The organism is Actinocrinis sp., assembly GCF_035946395.1.
In the GTDB taxonomy this organism is placed as follows: domain Bacteria; phylum Actinomycetota; class Actinomycetes; order Streptomycetales; family Catenulisporaceae; genus Actinocrinis.
In genome coordinates, this window is the sequence record NZ_DASYZI010000320.1 from 1 (window position 1) to 18,158 (window position 18,158).

15 protein-coding genes are annotated in these 18,158 nt (G+C 68.4%); 7 read left to right on the plus strand and 8 right to left on the minus strand.

Going from position 1 to position 18,158, the window contains the following annotated elements; all coding sequences use genetic code 11:
* The first annotated feature begins 68 nt into the window (after positions 1-68).
* Positions 69-830 (plus strand): sulfotransferase family protein, encoded by a 762-nt coding sequence (locus VGS97_RS19405; protein WP_326855003.1) that lies wholly within the window; start codon positions 69-71, stop codon positions 828-830.
* Positions 831-995: 165 nt separating this feature from the next.
* On the plus strand, positions 996-1,745 hold the full coding sequence (locus VGS97_RS19410) for a sulfotransferase family protein (protein ID WP_326855004.1): 750 nt from the start codon (positions 996-998) through the stop codon (positions 1,743-1,745).
* Between the two features lie 121 nt (positions 1,746-1,866).
* On the opposite strand, the gene VGS97_RS19415 is transcribed toward VGS97_RS19410, so the two are convergent.
* The 3 genes from VGS97_RS19415 to VGS97_RS19425 all read right to left on the minus strand — a co-directional run bounded on the left by VGS97_RS19415 (position 1,867) and on the right by VGS97_RS19425 (position 7,161).
* Positions 1,867-3,255 (minus strand): adenylyl-sulfate kinase, encoded by a 1,389-nt coding sequence (locus VGS97_RS19415; protein WP_326855005.1) that lies wholly within the window; start codon positions 3,253-3,255, stop codon positions 1,867-1,869.
* An 818-nt stretch (positions 3,256-4,073) separates the two neighbouring features.
* Complete coding sequence (locus tag VGS97_RS19420; RefSeq protein ID WP_326855006.1) at positions 4,074-6,245, minus strand: cellulose binding domain-containing protein; 2,172 nt, start codon at positions 6,243-6,245, stop codon at positions 4,074-4,076.
* A 442-nt stretch (positions 6,246-6,687) separates the two neighbouring features.
* Positions 6,688-7,161, minus strand: a complete 474-nt coding sequence (locus VGS97_RS19425) for a hypothetical protein (RefSeq protein ID WP_326855007.1) — start codon at positions 7,159-7,161, stop codon at positions 6,688-6,690.
* Between the two features lie 191 nt (positions 7,162-7,352).
* On the opposite strand from VGS97_RS19425, the gene VGS97_RS19430 reads away from it, so the two are divergent.
* Entirely contained in the window at positions 7,353-7,736 is a 384-nt protein-coding gene (locus VGS97_RS19430) for an STAS domain-containing protein (RefSeq protein WP_326855008.1), read from the plus strand.
* An 11-nt stretch (positions 7,737-7,747) separates the two neighbouring features.
* Here the strand turns inward: VGS97_RS19430 and VGS97_RS19435 are convergent, their stop codons facing one another.
* On the minus strand, positions 7,748-9,199 hold the full coding sequence (locus VGS97_RS19435; protein WP_326855009.1) for a condensation domain-containing protein: 1,452 nt from the start codon (positions 9,197-9,199) through the stop codon (positions 7,748-7,750).
* A 109-nt stretch (positions 9,200-9,308) separates the two neighbouring features.
* Between VGS97_RS19435 and VGS97_RS19440 the strand changes: the two genes are divergently transcribed.
* From VGS97_RS19440 to VGS97_RS19450, 3 genes are all read left to right on the plus strand, one after another.
* Positions 9,309-10,460: a Xaa-Pro peptidase family protein gene (locus VGS97_RS19440; RefSeq protein WP_326855010.1), complete on the plus strand. Its 1,152-nt coding sequence runs from the start codon at positions 9,309-9,311 to the stop codon at positions 10,458-10,460.
* Positions 10,461-10,554: 94 nt separating this feature from the next.
* Positions 10,555-12,057 carry a serine/threonine protein kinase gene (locus VGS97_RS19445; protein ID WP_326855011.1) on the plus strand — a complete coding sequence of 501 codons (1,503 nt, stop codon included), beginning with the start codon at positions 10,555-10,557 and terminating at the stop codon, positions 12,055-12,057.
* Positions 12,058-12,228: 171 nt separating this feature from the next.
* The gene (locus VGS97_RS19450) at positions 12,229-13,278 is read left to right on the plus strand and encodes an ATP-dependent DNA ligase (RefSeq protein ID WP_326855012.1); all 1,050 of its coding nucleotides are present in this window, start codon (positions 12,229-12,231) and stop codon (positions 13,276-13,278) included.
* Between the two features lie 266 nt (positions 13,279-13,544).
* Here VGS97_RS19450 and ligD read toward each other — a convergent pair whose 3' ends face one another.
* The 3 genes from ligD to VGS97_RS19465 all read right to left on the minus strand — a co-directional run bounded on the left by ligD (position 13,545) and on the right by VGS97_RS19465 (position 16,368).
* On the minus strand, positions 13,545-14,564 hold the full coding sequence (ligD, locus tag VGS97_RS19455) for a non-homologous end-joining DNA ligase (protein ID WP_326855013.1): 1,020 nt from the start codon (positions 14,562-14,564) through the stop codon (positions 13,545-13,547).
* A 361-nt stretch (positions 14,565-14,925) separates the two neighbouring features.
* The gene (locus tag VGS97_RS19460) at positions 14,926-15,654 is read right to left on the minus strand and encodes an alpha/beta hydrolase (RefSeq protein ID WP_326855014.1); all 729 of its coding nucleotides are present in this window, start codon (positions 15,652-15,654) and stop codon (positions 14,926-14,928) included.
* Positions 15,655-16,026: 372 nt separating this feature from the next.
* Entirely contained in the window at positions 16,027-16,368 is a 342-nt protein-coding gene (locus tag VGS97_RS19465; RefSeq protein ID WP_326855015.1) for a hypothetical protein, read from the minus strand.
* 246 nt (positions 16,369-16,614) lie between these two features.
* Between VGS97_RS19465 and VGS97_RS19470 the strand changes: the two genes are divergently transcribed.
* The gene (locus VGS97_RS19470) at positions 16,615-17,109 is read left to right on the plus strand and encodes a PaaI family thioesterase (protein ID WP_326855016.1); all 495 of its coding nucleotides are present in this window, start codon (positions 16,615-16,617) and stop codon (positions 17,107-17,109) included.
* Positions 17,110-17,122: 13 nt separating this feature from the next.
* Here VGS97_RS19470 and VGS97_RS19475 read toward each other — a convergent pair whose 3' ends face one another.
* Positions 17,123-18,127: a sugar phosphate isomerase/epimerase family protein gene (locus VGS97_RS19475; RefSeq protein ID WP_326855017.1), complete on the minus strand. Its 1,005-nt coding sequence runs from the start codon at positions 18,125-18,127 to the stop codon at positions 17,123-17,125.
* Between the last annotated feature and the right edge of the window lie 31 nt (positions 18,128-18,158).

An 18,158-nucleotide genomic window follows, 5' to 3' on the forward strand; every position in this document is an offset into this window, starting at 1 on the left:
TGGAGCCCGGTGATATCGGGCAAGGCCAGAGAAGTTGAGGCTCCTCACCCGCGCCTACTTTCACTGGCATGGAAGTAATTGGGGTCGGCATGGGTCGCACCGGCACGTTGTCGCTCAAGCTCGCGCTTGAGGAACTCGGCTACGGGCCCTGTTATCACATGAAAGAGGTGATGGGCCGGCGCGATCGGATCAAGACCTGGCGAAAGGTCACCGACGGCACCGGCATGCCCGACTGGGACGAGGTGTACAGCGGTTTCCGGTCGACGGTGGACTGGCCGGGCGCCGGCTACTGGCGGGAACTGGTGGACACCTACCCGAAGGCGAAGGTCATCCTGAGCGTCCGCGACCCGGAGGGTTGGGCGGACAGCATGTTCAAGACCATCATCCGTTTCCCGCTGCACCGCCTCTCCGGCATAGAGCGCTTCATGTACAACTTCATCAGCCTGATCAACCCGCCGGCCATGGCGGAGCCGCGGATGCTCGACAAGGTGTTCCGGCGGGTGTTCGGCGGCCACGAGTTCGGGCGCGACCGACCCGCCGACCGCGAGTACGCCATCGAGTCCTTCCACAAGCACAACGAGGACGTGAAGGCGTACGTACCCGCCGACCGGCTGCTGGTGCACGACGTCAAGGAGGGCTGGGAGCCGCTGTGCGCCTTCCTCGGCGTGCCCGTCCCGGAGACGCCGTTCCCGCGAGTGAACGACACCGAGGCCTTCCAGAAGGACATCGTCGCCCGCCGCAACAGGTCGACGTTCCAGGTTGTCGCCAGCACCACGGTGATCATGACGGCCGCCCTCGGGGTCGCTCTGCTGACGCATCTGCTGCCCTGACGCGCCCCTCCTGCAATCGTTTTCACCCTCGCATTCACACCATCGCGCCCGGCCGATCTCGTCATCGGCCGGGCATTGTGATCAAGTATGTGATAATCAGCTGTCGATGGATACCGGGCAAGCTCGGAGAAGGTCGAGCCCTGACCCGACCATAGCCTTGCGACCATGGATGTCATTGGGGTCGGCATGGGCCGGACCGGAACCAACTCGCTCAAGCTGGCGCTTGAGGAACTCGGCTTCGGGCCCTGCTATCACATGAAGGAAGTGCAGGACCACGCCGAGCGGCCTGCGGCCTGGATCCGCATCCTCGACGGCGCCACCCCCGACTGGGACGAGGTGTACCGCGGCTACGGGTCGACGATGGACTGGCCCGGGACCGCGTTCTGGCGTGAGCTGGTCGACGCCTTCCCGAAGGCGAAGGTCGTCCTGAGCGAGCGCGACCCGCAGCGGTGGGTCGACAGCATGGCCAAAACCCTCTTCCGCTGGCCGCTGCGCCGCCGCAACGGCTTCCAGCGCGCCATGTACCGCTTCTTGTGCGTGATGACCCCGGGCGCCGCGCGAGTGCCCCTGATGCTTGACAGGGTCCTGACTCGGACGTTCGGGGACGTCCACTTCAGCCGGCCCGGCGACCGCGACGTCGCGATCAAGGCGTTCCTCAAGCACAACGAGGACGTCAAGGCGTACGTACCCGCCGACCGGCTGCTCGTCTTCCAGGTCTCGGAAGGCTGGGAGCCGCTGTGCGCCTTTCTCGGCGTACCGGTCCCGGAAACGCCCTTTCCGCGCGTCAACGACACAAAGGAATTCCAGGACGACATCGCCGCCCGCACTCGCAGGGTGGCCATTCAGACTGTCGTCGAGATGACTTTGATCATGGCGGCCATCGTCGGGGCCGTCGCCCTCACCGGCGTGTTGTGACCACGAACGGCGTGAAGACAACGGCGGCCGGATCGTCAGAGGATCCGGCCGCCGTCCTGATTTGACACGGTGTCAGATCAATACCGGGTCAGATCGATGCCGCGTCAGGCTCGATACCGCGTCAGACCGGAACCGCCGCCGTCCACGGCGCGGCTTCGAGCCAGCCCCGGACCAACAGCTCGTCACGGATCCGCTGGATGGCCTGTTCCGGCGGGCTCTGGCTCAACCCGACGCGCATGTCAGCGTCAATCGGCTCTTCATAGTCGTCGTCGACGCCTGTCAGGCCGGACAACTTGCCCGCGGCGGCGGCGGCGTACAGGCCCTTCGGGTCACGACGCTGGCACTCCTCCACCGGGGTCGCCACGTGTACGAGCAGGAAGTCCGCGACGTCGTGGACGATGCGGCGGAACAGGTTGCGGCCCTGGGCGTGCGGCGCCACTGGGGCGCATAGAACGACGCCGCCGTGCCGGCAACACTCCGCCGCGACGGTGGCCAGGCGCTCCAGGTTCTTCAGCCGGTCGGCGCGGCTGAACGACAGGTCCGACGACAGCGTCGCGCGCACGATGTCGCCGTCGAGCAGCGTCACGGTGCGCGTGGTGCCCGCGACGATCCAGTCGCGCAGCCCGCGTGCGATCGTCGACTTGCCGGAGGCCGGCAGCCCGGTCATCAGCACCACTAGCCCGCGGTGGCCGCGGCCCGACGTGATCTCGGCGACCCGCTCCAGGCCGTCGGCCAGCGGGCCGGCGAGCCCCGGAAGCTGCGGACTGCGCATGATCCGCGCGGTGCCCGGCGCGATCGGCAGGTCGACGTGCTCCCGATCGACCAGCAGGGTCTCGACGCCGAAGGCGTGGGCCGTCTTCGCGGCGAGCCACAGTCCGGGCGGCTCGTCCAGTTCGTCCGGGCAGATCGGCAGGGCCGCGACCTCGACCCGGTCGCCCAGTGCTTCCTGCAACGCCAGCGTGGTCCGCGCGGCCGCCACGGTCGACTCGCCGTATCCGTACTCCCCCGCGCCCACCATCGGCATGAGCAGAAGCGGACCGCCGTCGTCGGCCGCGACCCGCAGCGCACCCGCCACCGCGGCCGGGGAAACCGGGCCGGCCACCGCCAGAGCCGTCCTCGACCCGCTGCCGGCCAGCGACGACGGCTCGCGGTGCATACCGCGGAACATCCCGGTCTGGGGAGCGCGGGCCAGCCGCACCTCGCCGGCGACGTGGTCCAGACCCGCCGCGCTCCACACCTCGGTGACGTCCGTCGTGCCGATCAGGTGGCCCTCGGGTTCACGCAGCTCGACGGTCTGGTTCGTGCCCACCGCGCCGTTGGGCCGCAGCACCCACGGCAACAGCCAGGGCGTGCCGTCCGCGAGCCGGCCCCGGCTCTGCACGCTGTCGAGGTCGGCGCGCGACAGGTAACCGCGTAACGGTTCCAGCCCGCCCCACCAGTAGATCTCGTGGGTATTGCATTCAGCCGGGGTCAGGCGCACCGTCGCCGGTTTGTCGCTGTCAGCGCGCACAGTCCACCGAACCCGTCAGCCGTGGTTCGCTAGGCGCGCGGAAGAAAGTGTGTGAATTCACGATGGCTCCTGGGTACTGGCTCGATGCGGCCGGACCTCGTGGGCGGCGAGCGCACCGGATCACGGTGCGCCGACCGCCTGACACGCGACGGCCGCAGGGTCGTCCCGCCTGGTCAGTGATGGTCTGCTATCGGCGTGCTTGATCAGTCCAGGACCTCGGGGTCGGTGGCCCGTCGTGGGCGCGCTCCATTGCGTTCTACCGCCACCGACAAGCCCCCTCGTAGTGTCATGGGTACCGAAAACGGCCGGTTCCGACGTCGGCCGCCACCGTCAATTGTGTTCCCACGGCCGCACGGCGGACGTCTTCTAGGTTGCTTAGTGCGAGATCAGCAGGGGTCTGAGATTTACGCTCTCAGTGCCCGTCTTGTGGCTGGTGGGGCGGGCGAAGGAGCATTTTCGGCCACGGCGATGTGACGAGAACATCACCCTCAGAGAACTGCTGTCACAGGCGCCGCTCACGGCGCCGCGCCCCGGCAACCGCGCCAGTGTGGCGCCACATTGGCGCGGTTGCCGTGAGGCGCCACGGTCGGCGGCAGCGCGGCCCGCAACCACGCCCCACTGCGCTCACCACGGTAGCGATCGAGACCGCGATCGAGACCGCGATCGCGGACTGGGTCACACGCCACGGCTTGGCGCGTTGGCGTGAACGCCAACCGGCTGGTCGGCACACTACTTCCAGTGCGCCGACCAGCCGGGACTGTCTGATGTTGCGTTGAACTAATACAGCATCGTCATTGATCTAATACAGCGTCAGTGCGTCAGTGCGCTGTGCAACTCAGGTTGGGGAGTGAAGCCGGTGTCGCGCCGTTTCCGTTGAGCCCGAACGTTGTCGAGCCGCCCGGCGACAACGCGCCGTTGTAGCTCATATTGACCGCACTGACCGCGGCCCCGGTTTGTGTGTCAGTGGCGTTCCAGATCTGCGAGACGGTCTGCGATCCCGGCCAGGACCAGCCGACCGTCCAGCCGGTCGTCGCCGCCGTTCCGGAGTCGGTGACGGTGAAGCCGAGTTGGAAGCCACCGCCCCACGAATTGACCAGCGACCAGCTCACCGTGCAGCCCGCGGACGAACCAGTAGCGCTCGCCGAGGGCGAGGCCGATGGGGACGCGGACGCCGAGTGCGATGGCGAAGCACTGGCGGAAGGCGAAGCGGAGGCCGACGCCGACGGGCTCGCCGAGGCCGAGTGCGACGGGCTGGCCGACGGGGACGGCGACGGTGAAGTGGAGGGAGAGATGCCGGTGCCGTTGGTCAGCACGACCACCGACTCGGCCGGGATCGACAGCGTGCCGCCGGTGAAGGTGCTCTGCGCGATCGTCGGGTTGGCCGCGCTGTACACGTACTCGGTCTCCGAGTTGCTGGTGATCCCGAGGCTGGACGTGCTCACCGTGTAAGCGTTCGACGGGTCCGCGTTCGCGAGCAGCACCGAGTAGGAGCCGCCCGGCTGGCTGGAGGAGTACCCGTAGATGTTCGGCGTCGAGACGTTCAGGGTGCTGACCTTTGCGCCGCTGACCGCGAGCTTCGAGGCCAGCGCGTAGCCGTAGTACGGCGCGTACGGCGTGTCCATCGCCGGCTCGCCGCTGCTCGCGGAGGAGAACATGCCGAAGTCGGCGGTCGGCGTGCCGTAGTTGTGCACGTCCCACCAGTCCACGCTCTGCGCGCCGTTCGCGAGCCACTCCAGGGCGTTGGCGGCCGAGAACAGGGCGCCGACCGGCTCCTCGTTCCACTCGTTCGCGGTCTGCGACATGTTCGTCTCGCCGACCACGAAGTACGCCTTCGGGTCGTAGGTGGTCAGCGCGGACTTCACCTCGGCTGCCGCGGCCGGGATGTTGTCGATCAGCTCCATGATCGACTGCACGCTCTCGGTCGGCACGCCGTTGATCGGGTACCAGTGCACGTCGGCGCAGTCGATATTGGCGGCGTCGGCCTGAAGGATGGTGCTGTTCCAGTTCTGGAAGTCGGTCACGCCGGAGCCGGGGGCCAGGCCGCCGTCCATCGCGTAGTCGTAGCAGACCTGCGCCTTCGGGTCGGCCGACTTGATCGCCTGCATGTAGGCCAGGCCGTTGCTGGCGTAGGCGGCGGCGGTGTGCGCCCCGGTGTGGTTGTCGGTCTCCCAGGACCCGTAGTTCTCGTTGGCGATCTCCCAGAGCGAGACGTTCTGGCCCGCCGTCGTCGCGGCCTGCTTCGCCCACGCGCCCGCGCTGGCCGCGGTGTCCTGGCCGTAGTTGACCGTGACGAACTTCTGCCCGCCGCTGATCGAGTCGACCTGGCTGGAGTACTGGGCGAAGTTCACCGGCTGGGTCTGGCCCTTGGCGGTGTTGGTCTGCCAGAAATACTCATCGGCCCACGAGCCGCCGGGATAGCGGATCAGGCCGGTGTGCGAGTTGTTCAGGTAGGTGGAGATCGCCGGGTCGACGAAGTTCGTGTCCCACGACGCGGTGTTGACGCCGAGCGGGGTCAGCGGGCCGGAGAGGGTGGCGCTCGCCGAGCCCTGGCTCGGCCCGGAGCAGGTGACCGTCGGCACCGGGTTCGACGTGCCGTTGTAGGTGGCGTGGAAGCCCCAGGTGGTGCTCGCGGCCGGGGCGAGCGTGGCGTTGTAGCTGCCGCCGGGGGTCGCCGTGACGGTCGTGCCGTTCTGCGTCACCGTCGCGCTGTACGGGCTGCCCGCGATGATCGACTGGCCGGCGGTGTAGTTCCAGGAGATCGTCCAGCCGGTGATCGGATACGAGGCGTTGTTGGTCACCGTGACGGTGACGCCGAAGTCGGGCGGGCTGTCGGACGGCGTCTGCCACCCGATGGTGTAGGCGGCGCTGCACGCCGCGCCGGTGTCGGCCGGGGCACTGGTCGCCCCCACAGTCACCGCCGCGACGGTGGTGGCCGCCGTCAGGGCGAGCGCCGCGGCGCTGCTGCCCCAGCGTCTGGATCGGATGGTCATGCAGAGCCCCTTTTAGAGTCTTCGGAGTCTTCACCGGACTGTGCCGCAGCCAACTTGACCGGTTAAGTTCGATCGCCGGAACATCGTGGGGAGCGGATGGCGGTCGAGACACAGCGATGCTACGTCGGGCGACATACAAGTCAAGGACCTGCGAAACTTTCATGACGCCGGGCCAGCCGGCGGGACCATTCCGGCTCTTGGCGTGAACTTGATGACCGCTGTCGGAACCACGGTCCCGATCGGTGCGAGCAAGCACCGGCGATCGGCCGGGACCAGCCACCATCGAAGCGAAATCCGCCTCGTGAGCTAGAACGCTGGCGGAGCGCCTGCCGGGCCGCACTCGCGCCCGGCACGCATGCGGCCAACACTTACGCACGGTCATCGAAGGCTTTTCAGCGGCCGACGCCGCCGAGTACCGGGACGCGCGAGGCGATAGCAGCGATCACGTCGGCCAGCAGTCCGCCCCTCCGCCGTCCGCCAGCGCGGGCAGCGTCCGGAGGTTGGCAGGGGACCGGTCGCGCGGCTCCATGAGCAGCACCCGGATCATGGTGGCCCGCTCGGGCGCCTGCTCCCCGGCGCCGAGCAGGCGCTCCGCCGCCAGCCAGACAGTAGGCGATCTGGTTGAAGATCGAGACAAGGTAATCCGTCCGGGTGACGAAGGCGACTCCCTGAGTCCAGGTGCGATGCTCGCAGTTCTTCTCGGACCAGTGCGCAAGTAGCCGACGCCGCAGGTGGCGTAGGCCACGGTCCCGCCCTCCAGTTCCAGGGACACCCGAAGGACGCCGTGGGCGGACGGATGCCGCGGCCCGAAGTCGACCACGAGCCGGTGCTCGCCACTCTCGTACAACCAGGCCGGGATCTCGTCCCAATCCCGGCCCGCACCTGCGACGACGTAATACTCGGATGTCGCTGCCACGGCACAAGCGCCTGCCTCGCGTACGATTTCGGTGGCGCTGTACCGGTGTACCCGCTGGCGCCGATACGTATCGGCCAACTGGGTGATAGCCCGGTCCTGGCTGATGCAGACTTTTGATTGACTGTTCACGGTCGGGACACCTAGCCTGTCGCTGTAGCCGATCAGGTACACACCGTGAACGAAGGGCCGCGATGACCAGACTGCTGGACGCCGACCGCTCGTTCATGGGCGCCTCGGGGCCGCCGATACTGAGCGCCGTCCCACGTCGGGGCCGCGGCGAGGCCGTGATAACGCTGAACGGCGAGATCGACATCGCCAGCGCCGGGCAGATACGCGCGGCCGTCATCGAGTGCCTGCGCAAGCCGCTGCCCAAGTCCCTCGTCATCGATCTGACCGCGGTGACGTTCTGCGACTGTTCCGGGGTCGAAGCACTCGAATGGGCGCATGGCCTGGCCCGCACCGGACGGATGACTTTCGGCCTCGACGGGGTCGACCCCAGGCTGCGGCGCGTCTTCAGCCTCGCCCGGGCCGACGGCCTGCTGAGCGCCTGCCGAACAGCTCACACGACGAACTGACGACGGACTGACTACCCGACGGCCGTGGCCGCTTTCGCATCCTCCACGGCTTCGACGAGTACGGCCTCGACGCCACGCAGCAATTCCTCAAGTTCAGCCGACGAAAAGTAGCGCGTGTCAGCGCGGGTCTTGAAGAGCACCCCGTCGGGATCATCCTCAACGTGGACGAAGAGACGTTCGCCGGACTGCTCCACCTCCGCGATCCACCGCAGCGTGCTGTCGCGGCGCAGGTCGCGTACCGCCTGCGCGGCAGCAGCCGTAGGGAGCACGCCCGCTACGCTGCTGTCGACGTCCGGGCCGCGCCGGTCGTTGAAGAAGCACGACAGGTCGATCTCCTCACCGCGTTCCCGTGCGATCGCCTCGACGAGCTCATCCCGGCGCGCCGGGTCATAGTACGCATGCTTGTACGCGTTCATCGAGGCGCGCGCCGCTCGCGCGATCGCGTCCTCGAAGCCGATGCCCGTGACGTCGATCACGCACAGCCCGGGTTGATTGACGGTGCTGACCGAGTCGGCAAAGCCGGGCCGGAAACGATTGCCCACCACGACGCGGGCCACGCTGGGATTGCGGCCGGTGACACGGGCCAGCGCCACCGCGTAGGCGGCCAGTAGCACCGAAGCGGTCCCCGTTCTGCTGCGCGCCGCGATCAGTGGCAGAGCGGCACGCACAGCGGGCGAAGTGAAGTGGGCATCCACGTAGCGTCCGGCCCTGTGATGACCAGTGCCCTGCGCACCGACGCTATCCCTCCCGACGCCGCGATGACCAGAATCGTGGTCGGCTGTCGTGGTGCGGAATCGCTGCGCCGGGATGGACCGCAGCATGCGTTCCCAGTAACGCAGCGCCGTGACGCTCTGCTGGCGCGCCGCCGCCGTGCCCTGATACGCGGCCTGCCCCAGCGGCGGCGTGCCGGTCACCAGGCGCGTCGCGAGCCCGGTGACAGGGTCGCGGTTCGCCAGGTCGGCCACAAGCGCGTTGAGCCCCGACTGATCGAGCGTGAGATGGAAGTACACAGCGACCATGTGGGTGACGGCCACGCCGTGCCGGATCACGGCGATACGTACCGGCCACTCCCGTTCGTAGTCGAAGTCCGTCGCGCTGAGACGCGCGAAGACGGCGTCGGCGGCCTTGGCCTGGTCGGCACCGAAGCCGTCCCCTTCCCCGTCTCCCGCCTCCCCCACGTCCACGATCTCCAGGCCGATCTCCCCACGATCCGCGACGACCTGCCGCACGTGGCCGTGCTCGTCGAATGTCAGCCGGGTGCGCAGCGCCTGGTGGCGGCCGATGAGGAACCCGAAACCGGCCGCGACCTCGGCCACGGTGATTCCGCCCGGCAGCCCGGTCACGCCGCCGAGCGACAGCGAGTTGCCATACCGCCGGACGGCCCGCCAGATCTCCTGCTGCCCCCAGCTCAGCTCCCCGACGCCGGAGCCTTCGCCTGCGAACCGGATCAGGACCCGACTCACGAGCCCCCTCCCACCCCTCGAATCGTCGGCGATGTTCTACCTAACAATCGAACTGTCGAACTGTCGAGTAGTGTCGTGACGACGACGAACGCCGACCGACGGAGCCTCGATGCGCGACCGGGCAATGGAGTCTGTTCAGGAGCCGACAGCGAGCGAGAGCCTCTATCCGGCCAGCCGGTTGGCCGCAGCACGCGAAGCCGCAGCACGCGCCGGGCTCGGCGCGCTGCTCGTCAGCCCGGGAGCAGACCTGCGGTATCTCACCGGCTACGAGGCCATGCCGCTGGAGCGCCTGACCTGCCTGGTGCTGCCGGTCGACGGCGATCCGGTCCTGCTGGTGCCGAAGCTGGAGCAGCCCGCGGCGCAGGCCTCCCCCGCCGGTCGCCTCGGCATCGAGATCTGCGCGTGGGACGAGACCGACGACCCGTACGCCCTCGCCGCCGCACACCTGCCGCCGGGGATCGCACGCGTCGGCGTCGACAACCACATGTGGGCCGAGAAGGTCATGGCCTTCCGCGCCGCGCTGCCGAACGCGCGACAGGAACTGGCCGGGGGCGTGCTCGGCGCGCTGCGGATGCGTAAGACGCCGCAGGAGGTTGCGGCGCTGCGTCAGGCCGGCGCGGCGATCGACCGCGTGCACGAGCGCATCGCCGAGTGGCTGCGGGCAGGGCGCACCGAGCGTGAAGTCGGACGGGACATCGCGGACGCGATCGTCGCGGAGGGCCACGTGCGCGCCGACTTCGTGATCGTCGGCTCGGGGCCCAACGGCGCGAGCCCGCACCACGAGGTGTCCGACCGGGTGATCGAGGCCGGTGACCCGGTGGTCGTCGACATCGGCGGCACCACCCGGGACGGATACTGCTCGGACTCGACGCGCGTCTACGCCGTCGGCGAGCCGCCTGAGGAATTCCGCCGACTGTACGACGTGCTGCGTACCGCGCAGATCGCTCAGACAGACGCAGTGCGGCCGGGTATCACCGCCGAACGCCTGGACGCCATCGGCCGTGAGATCATCGCGGACGCCGGGTACGGTGAGTACTTCATTCACCGCACCGGGCACGGCATCGGCCTCGAAGGGCACGAAGAGCCCTACATCGTCGCGGGCAGTGCGCTGCCGCTGGAGCCGGGCATGGCCTTCTCGATCGAGCCCGGGATCTATCTGCCGGGGCGGTACGGCGCACGGATCGAGGACATCCTCGTCTGCACGGACGACGGCGGCGAACGCCTCAACCTCACCGGCCGCGACCTCGTCATCCTGCCCTGACGATCCCGTACACCACGGCAGCTCGGATGGCGGCACGGATGTTCGTAGAATGCTCGGCATTCCGTGACAGGTCGGCGAGAGGACGAGGCGGCACGTGTCTGACCCCACATGGCGGCTCGGTGGTCGGTTCGACTTGTTCGACCAGCTGGGGGCGGGTGCGTCGGGAACGGTGTGGCGCGGCCGTGACGCAGCGGACGGCGGCGAGTACGCGCTCAAGCTGCTGCGGCCCGAACTGGTAGCAGACCAGGACGCGGTCGCCGAGCTCTACGCCGCGCTGAACGCGGTCTCCCGGCTCGGCCATCCGGGAATCGTCGCGGTGGACAACGCCGTACTGGCCGACGGCTGGCTCACGCTGCGGTCGCGGCTGGTCCACGGCGAGAGCTTAAGCGCGCTACTGGCGCGCCAGGGCACGATGGGACCGGCGCAAGCGGTCGGGCTGATCGCGAAGGTGTGTGACGCACTCGCTGCGGCGCACACCGTCGGCATCGCACACGGCAATCTCCACTCCGCGAACGTCCTCCTCCCATCCGGCCCAGGGGCTCCCGCGCAGCCCGTGCTCACCGATTTCGCTATGGCCGCCCTGCTCAACCGCATCGACGCCACACATGAACCGGCGAGCGCGTCCGCCGACGTGTACGCGGCAGGCGTACTCCTGTATGAGTGCCTGGCGGGCCACGCACCGTTCGCCGCATATCCGCCCACGCCGATTACCGGTATCACCGACTCCCTATGGCGGACAGTCGCCGCCTCCCTCGCAGACGACCCGCGATACCGGCCGAGCGCTGAGCAACTGGCCGCCGCCTTACGCAGCGAAGCGTCACATGACTCGACGCAGCTTCTGCCAGTCATCCCCGGCCTGTCCGCCGACGTCGTGGAAACGCGCGCGCACGGCAACTGGAGCGGATCCGAGTCTGGACCCCGATCCGGATCCGCCTCCGTCTCGGGAAACGCACGCCTTCCACGCGTAATCGCCGAGCACAAGACGGAGGCCGGAATCGCCGCAGCAGTCGTAGTCGTCAGCGCCCTCATCGCCGTCGCGATGTCGATGGGCCACGGCGGATCGACTGAAACCGCCGCCGCGAACCCGGCCAAGTCGGCGTCGCCGGTCGCCGCGACCAGCCCGACACCGCAGGCCGTCGTACTGCCCTCGGCACCAAGTCCCACCTCAAGCCCGTCGGCTTCGGCGACCGCGTCGATGCCGACAACCGGCGACATGGCATTCACCAACATATTGACCAATAAGTGCATGGATACAGCCGGTCGGATCTTCGCCGACGGCACGACAGAGGACATCTTCGACTGCAACGGCACTCCGGCGCAGGTCTGGACGGTCACGGCGGCCGGGCAGCTGACGCAGGACGGCGGCGCGTACTGCCTCGACGACCTCGGCTTCGGCAACACTCCGGGCTCCAAGGTCGCCCTGTGGAGCTGCAACGGCGGAGCGAACCAGCAGTGGACGTTCCATCCCGACGGTTCGATCACCAGCAACTACGCGAACCTCTGTCTCGACCTGACCGGCCAGGGCAGTTCGGACGGCACCCCGCTGGTCCTGTGGACCTGCGACGGAAGCCCGAGCCAGCAGTGGGCCCGCCAGTAACGCCACAGCACTCTTGATCTACCCCTTCCTGATCCATCACCGCATCCACCCCTCCGCACTTCCATCCATCACCCGTCCATCACTCATTCCGTCACTTGATCGGACCGTGAAAGCGTGCCCGCGCGCGGCGCTCGTGCTTTCCTGGAACCCGGCCCAATTCAAGGACAGATGATGAAGCTGCCGGTCATGCCACCCGTCGAGCCGATGCTCTCCAAGTCCGCCGCCGCCGTGCCCGTCGGCGACTACCTGTACGAGCCGAAGTGGGACGGTTTCCGCTGCATCGTGTTCCGCGACGGGCCGAAGATCGAGCTCGGCAGCCGCGGCGGCAAGTCGCTGACCCGCTATTTCCCCGAACTCGTCGCGGCCCTGGACAAGGCGCTGCCGCCGCGCTGCGTGCTCGACGGCGAGGTCGTGGTCGTCGCCGGCGGGCGGCTCGACTGGGACCGGCTCAGCGACCGGATCCACCCGGCGGACTCACGGATCCGGCTGCTGTCCGAGCGCACCCCGGCGTCGTTCATCGCCTTCGACGTGCTCGCGCTCGACGATTCGGACTTGACGTCACGTCCGTTCTCCGACCGGCGCGGCGTCCTGACCGCGATGTTCAGGAAGAGCGAACATGTACACGTCACGCGCGCGACGGACGACGCGAAACTCGCGCGGACGTGGTTCGAACGCTTCGAGGGGGCGGGCCTCGACGGCGTGATCGCGAAGCCGCTGGCCGGCACGTACCGGCCCGGCGAACGCGCGATGGTCAAGATCAAGCACGACCGCACCGCGGACGTGGTCGTCGCCGGGTACCGCCTGCACAAGAGCGGGCCGGTGGTCGGGTCGCTGATGCTCGGTCTCCACGGCTCGGACGGCGTGCTCAACTACGTGGGCGGCGCGAGCGCGTTCACGATGGCCCGCCGCGCCGCGCTGATCGACGAACTGGCACCGCTGCGGCTCGGCGAGGGCGATCCGCATCCGTGGCTCGGCGCCGATCAGGATGACGAGCATCGCAGGCCGGGCGCTCAGCACCGGTGGAATACCGGCAAGGACACGTCGTTCATTCCGCTGCGCCCGGAACGCGTATGCGAGGTGCAGTACGACCAGTTACAGGCGGACCGTTTCCGGCACAGCGCGCGGTTCCTGCGGTGGCGCCCAGACCGCGATCCGCTCAGCTGCCGATACGACCAACTGGACGTGCCCGCACCGTACGACCTGGCCGACGTGCTCGACTAACCGCAGGATTGTGTCCCGCCGAGCAGCGCAGCCGATCATGTGGAGAATGCGCAGTTCACAGCCACAGACCGCAGGCGATGCCCCCCGTTACCTGGTCGGCGTATCAGCCTACGATGTTCGCGCCCGAGGAACAGAGGAACATATGTCCCGGCCGGCGGGACCCAATGGGTCGACCCGGGGCGAGATCGGCAACCCCACGTAGCGGGACACCGTCAACCGCGGCAGCATCCAAGTCCATCAGCCGATCAACTCGACCCGTCAACTCATCAACCGGCCGGATCACGCTTGGCCTTCGACGGCTGAACACGCTTGGGCTCACCGGGCATCTTCGGGAAGTCCGGCGGATACGGCAGGTCACCGAGACCGTGATCGCGTTCGTCACGCTCAGCCATCTCCAGCAACGCGTCGAGCGTGAAAGCAGTCTTGTCGATGTCCTCGTGCGCATCGCCGCGTTCGGCGAGCAGCGCGGGCACTGTACGCGGCGTGAAGTCGTCGGGTACGACGTCAGGCAGTTCGTCCCAACGCACGGGCATCGAGACCGGCGCGTGAGGGCGGGCCCGCGTGGAATAGGCCGCCGCGAGCATGCGGTCGCGCGCCATCTGGTTGAAGTCCACGAAGACCCGCTCGCCGCGCTCCTCCTTCCACCACGAGGTGGTAACCAGATCGGGGCGCCGCCGCTCAAGCTCGCGAGCGAAGGCGATGACCGCGCGACGGGCCTCGATGAACGACCAACGCGGCTCAAGGCGTACGAGCAGATGAAGGCCCCGCCCACCGGTGGTCTTCACGAAGGGAACCATGCCGAGTTGGTCGAAGACCGCCTTCGCCTCCCGAGCCGCTTCCACCGCTTGGGTGAAGTCGGTGCCGGGCTGCGGGTCGAGGTCGACGCGCAGTTCATCCGGATGCTCGGTATCACTGCGCCGAACAGGCCACGGATGCAGTTCGAGCGTGCCCATCTGTACGGCCCACACAACGGTCGCCGCCTCAGTGATGCACACTTCGTTCCCAGTACGCCCGCTCGGGAACGTCACCCGCGCGGTCTGCACCCAGTCGGGTAACCCCTTGGGTGCATGCTTCATATAGAACGACGACCCGTCCAACCCGTCGGGATACCGATTCAGCGCCACGGGCCGCCCGGCGAGCGCGCGGAAGACTCCGTCGGCGACCGCGGCGTAGTACGTGGCGAGGTCGAGCTTTGTGATGCCGACGGCCGGGTAGCAGACCTTGTCCGGCGACGAGATACGCACAGACCGCCCGGCAACTTCGACGAATGCCTCACTGCTGGCCATGCTGGCAGGTTATGCGCATTCACCGTTGGCCGCGCGCGAGCCAACGGTTTCGTTGGGGTCCGAGACCGGGATCGGTGCCGGGCGATAGGTGCGAGCACGGCAGGGACCGCAAGACGCGTCCGCAGCGCCAAGTACGGGACGAGATCCGTCGCCCAAACCCATTGCTGCACGACATGGGCGACTGCTTCCCGCCTACGTACCGCCCCGACCGGTCGGTGCCGCAGATGGCCGGAACGGCCGCGATCGGGGCGGTTGTGCATCTGCCGCAGCCACCGCCATCGAGGAGGGCCGGGACCTGTCCTCGATGGCGGTGGCCTGGCCGAGACCGCCTACTGTCTGCTGTCGTCCTGACGGCCCGGCCTCACTTCAGGTGCCGCGCGAAGAACCGGTTCCCGTCGTCCCCTTCGAACCGCGGGACGCCGGTGTGCCCGCCCATATTGGCGTGCAGCGTCTTCTCCTTGCTGCCGAAGGCGTCGAACAGGTCCAGCGCCGACTGCCGGTCGTTTCCTTCGTCATCCCACTGCAACAGGACCAGCAGCGGAATGGCGACCTGCCGGGCCTCCTCGAACATGATTCGGGGCACGAAACTCCCGGCGAACATGACGGCGGCCGCGATGCGCGGCTCGACCACCGCCAGCCGGATGCCGATGGCGATCACCCCTCCCGCATATCCGATCGGGCCGCCGATCTCAGGCAGCGAAAGGAGGGCGTCCATGGTGATCCGCCATTCCGGGACCACCTTTTCGACCAGCGGGAGGACGAGCCGGTCGACGATCTCGTCGACCGGCTCGCCGGCCTCCAGCGCCCGGCGCAGGTCGGCGCGGGCCTGCTCGGCGACGGCGGAACGGGGCCGCTCCCCGCTCCCGGGCAGCTCGATGGTGGCTGCGGCGAAGCCCTGCGCCGCGCAGGCCCGGGCCCGGGCGGCCAGTCGGGGGTACATCTTGTGCAGTCCGCCGGGGTGGCCGAGCAGGACCAGCGGGGCCGGTGCGGACATGGATCCGGGCGTCCACAGGATGCCGGGGAACTCGTCGAGGGTGAATTCGCGTTCGAGGACGCCGTCGTCGAGGCGCTGCTCGGAAGTGAATCGCATGATCGTACCTTTCGGGAGTGCTCTTGAACGGCGCTCCCGGACGACCTACCGCCCGACCGTGACCCCGGAGGGGAGCACCCATGTCGATACGTTCACGGGTACCACCTCCTCGTTCTCTCGCACGGCCTCCGGAAAGCTAGCAGTGCCGGCCGTGGTACGCCAACAGGTTTTGGGGTTTCGCGCAGGCTCCGAGGTCCGCCGCGAAGTCGGTCAGCGCAGCCGGCAGGATCCAACGGATTCGCAGTCGCTCGCTTCGCAGGTGCGGGGAAGCTTCGAGATACGCAAGGTATCCAGTCGGACGCCAAGGCTCAGTTGTAGCCGTTCGACCGGCGCGCCACGAGCGGTACGGCTGTCGCTCTCGCGATCCCGAGCTCAGGCCTCGCCGCTGGGAGGCACGGCTGCGTCCAGGAGCGGATCGCTGATCCGGATCGGCACGCCGCGCGAGTCCCGGCGGTACACACGCGCCGCGTTCCTCGTCATCTTCCGCTCGATCGCCGATTCCAGGTCAACCCCGGTCATCTCGGCGATCGCGACCAGAAACAGCGCGACGTCCGCGAGTTCCTCACCGAAATCCGGAAGGTTCCTGCGCCACGCCGTGAACGCCTCGCCGACCTCCGCGGTCATCAGAGCGAACTCCAGCGGCACGTCGGTGATGTTGAACCCCTTCTCGACCTTGTTCTGCCAGGCAAGGCGCTGGACATCACGGATGTGCAAGATCCCTCCGCGCGGGGTGATGGAGCAGAGTGGGTGCGGACCGAGCCTACCGAGTGCCGACCTCTGGTCTGGCCGGTGTGTATCCGCCGTTTGTATGTCCGCCGTCCAGGTTCCGTGCGCGGGCGGGCCAAGATCCGCGCGAACTGCGTCAGCCTGCCACGCGCGTCGGGCGGCCGCTACGGAGAGTTGAAACGCTCTGCGACATGGCGCGGCCGGATGGATGGTGCAGCCGAATAGAGTGCGGCCATGTCTCGCGAAACCGGCAGGATCTCCGTAAGTGACGGCATGGAAATCCTGACCGGCGGTCTCGCGCCATGGGTCCGTGACCTCGGTCTGGTCGTGGAGGAGGTCGGCGACTCCCACGCGGTGCTGCGCCTGCCGTGGTCGACGCGCCTGGCTCGCGAGGGTGGTGCGATGTCGGGCCAGGCGCTGATGGCCGCCGCCGACACCGCCACGGTCGTCGCGGTCTGCGCGGCGCGAGGCGGCTACGGCCCGATGACGACGGTTCAGCAGTCGACCACCTTCCAGCGCGCCATCGTCGGCTCCGACGTCCTGATCACCGCCCGGGTGACCAAGATCGGCCGAAGTCTCGCATTCATCGACGTGACCATGACCGCCGAGTCCACCGAGGCCGCGGGCACTCCGGCTCCCGCCGCGCATGCGTCTACGGTTTACGCATTGCAGCCGTTACCCGAGCACGTTACGCAGGAGGTTGGCCCCGGCCCAGACCAGGCGGCCTGATGCCGACGGTGAATCAGGACGAGGCGAAAGCGGCGTCGAAGGATGCCGCCGGCGGCTCGATGCGCGTCAGGGCACGTACGTAAGCGAGGGCGTCGGGGGCGCCGACCAGGCGGTCCATTCCGGCGTCCTCCCACTCGATGGAGATCGGGCCGTCGTAGCCGATGCTGTTGAGCATCCGGAAGCAGGCTTCCCAGGGGACGTCGCCGTGGCCGGTGGAGACGAAGTCCCAGCCGCGGCGCGGGTCGCCCCACGGCAGGTGGGAGCCCAGGCGCCCGCCGCGGCCGTCGAAGCGCTTGACGGACTCCTTGCAGTCCACGTGGTAGATCCGCTCTCTGAAGTCGTAGAGGAAGCGGACCGGGTCCAGGTCCTGCCAGATGAAGTGGCTGGGGTCGAAGTTGAGGCCGAACGCGGGGCGGCGGCCGATCGCTTCGAGCGCTCGCTCGGTGGTCCAGTAGTCGTAGGCGATCTCACTGGGATGCACCTCGTGCGCGTAGCGGACGCCGGCCTCGTCGAAGACGTCGAGGATCGGGTTCCAGCGCTCGGCGAAGTCGGCGAATCCGCGGTCGATCATGGCGGGCGGGACGGGCGGGAACATCGCGAGCGTGTGCCAGATCGACGAGCCGGTGAAGCCGACCACCGTGTTCACGCCGAGTGTGGCAGCCGCACGGGCGGTGTTCTTGATCTCCTCGGCCGCTCGCCGGCGGACGCCCTCGGGCTCGCCGTCGCCCCAGATGCGGGCGGGCAGGATGCCCTTGTGCCGCTCGTCGATCGGGTGGTCGCACACGGCCTGGCTGACCAGGTGGCAGGAGATCGCCCAGACACGCAGGTTGTGCCGCTCCAGCGTCTCGTGCAGCCGTGGGATGTACGCGTCGTCGGTGAGTGCTGCCTCGACGTCGAAGTGGTCGCCCCAGCAGGCGATCTCCAGGCCGTCGTAGCCCCAGCCCGAGGCGAGCTCGCAGACCTCGGTGAAGGGCAGGTCGGCCCACTGTCCGGTGAAGAGGGTGACGGGGCGGGGCATGAGGCCTACCTCCGATGGTGGATACGGCTGC

What these genes read in the sequence shown, in the direction of transcription:
- VGS97_RS19405 (WP_326855003.1), top strand. Translation starts at nt 69, where the DNA reads ATGGAAGTAATTGGGGTCGGCATGGGTCGCACCGGCACGTTGTCGCTC.
- VGS97_RS19410 (WP_326855004.1), top strand. Translation starts at nt 996, where the DNA reads ATGGATGTCATTGGGGTCGGCATGGGCCGGACCGGAACCAACTCGCTC.
- VGS97_RS19420 (WP_326855006.1), bottom strand. Translation starts at nt 6,245, where the DNA reads ATGACCATCCGATCCAGACGCTGGGGCAGCAGCGCCGCGGCGCTCGCC.
- VGS97_RS19430 (WP_326855008.1), top strand. Translation starts at nt 7,353, where the DNA reads ATGACCAGACTGCTGGACGCCGACCGCTCGTTCATGGGCGCCTCGGGG.
- VGS97_RS19440 (WP_326855010.1), top strand. Translation starts at nt 9,309, where the DNA reads ATGCGCGACCGGGCAATGGAGTCTGTTCAGGAGCCGACAGCGAGCGAG.
- VGS97_RS19450 (WP_326855012.1), top strand. Translation starts at nt 12,229, where the DNA reads ATGAAGCTGCCGGTCATGCCACCCGTCGAGCCGATGCTCTCCAAGTCC.
- ligD (WP_326855013.1), bottom strand. Translation starts at nt 14,564, where the DNA reads ATGGCCAGCAGTGAGGCATTCGTCGAAGTTGCCGGGCGGTCTGTGCGT.
- VGS97_RS19460 (WP_326855014.1), bottom strand. Translation starts at nt 15,654, where the DNA reads ATGCGATTCACTTCCGAGCAGCGCCTCGACGACGGCGTCCTCGAACGC.
- VGS97_RS19470 (WP_326855016.1), top strand. Translation starts at nt 16,615, where the DNA reads ATGTCTCGCGAAACCGGCAGGATCTCCGTAAGTGACGGCATGGAAATC.
- VGS97_RS19475 (WP_326855017.1), bottom strand. Translation starts at nt 18,127, where the DNA reads ATGCCCCGCCCCGTCACCCTCTTCACCGGACAGTGGGCCGACCTGCCC.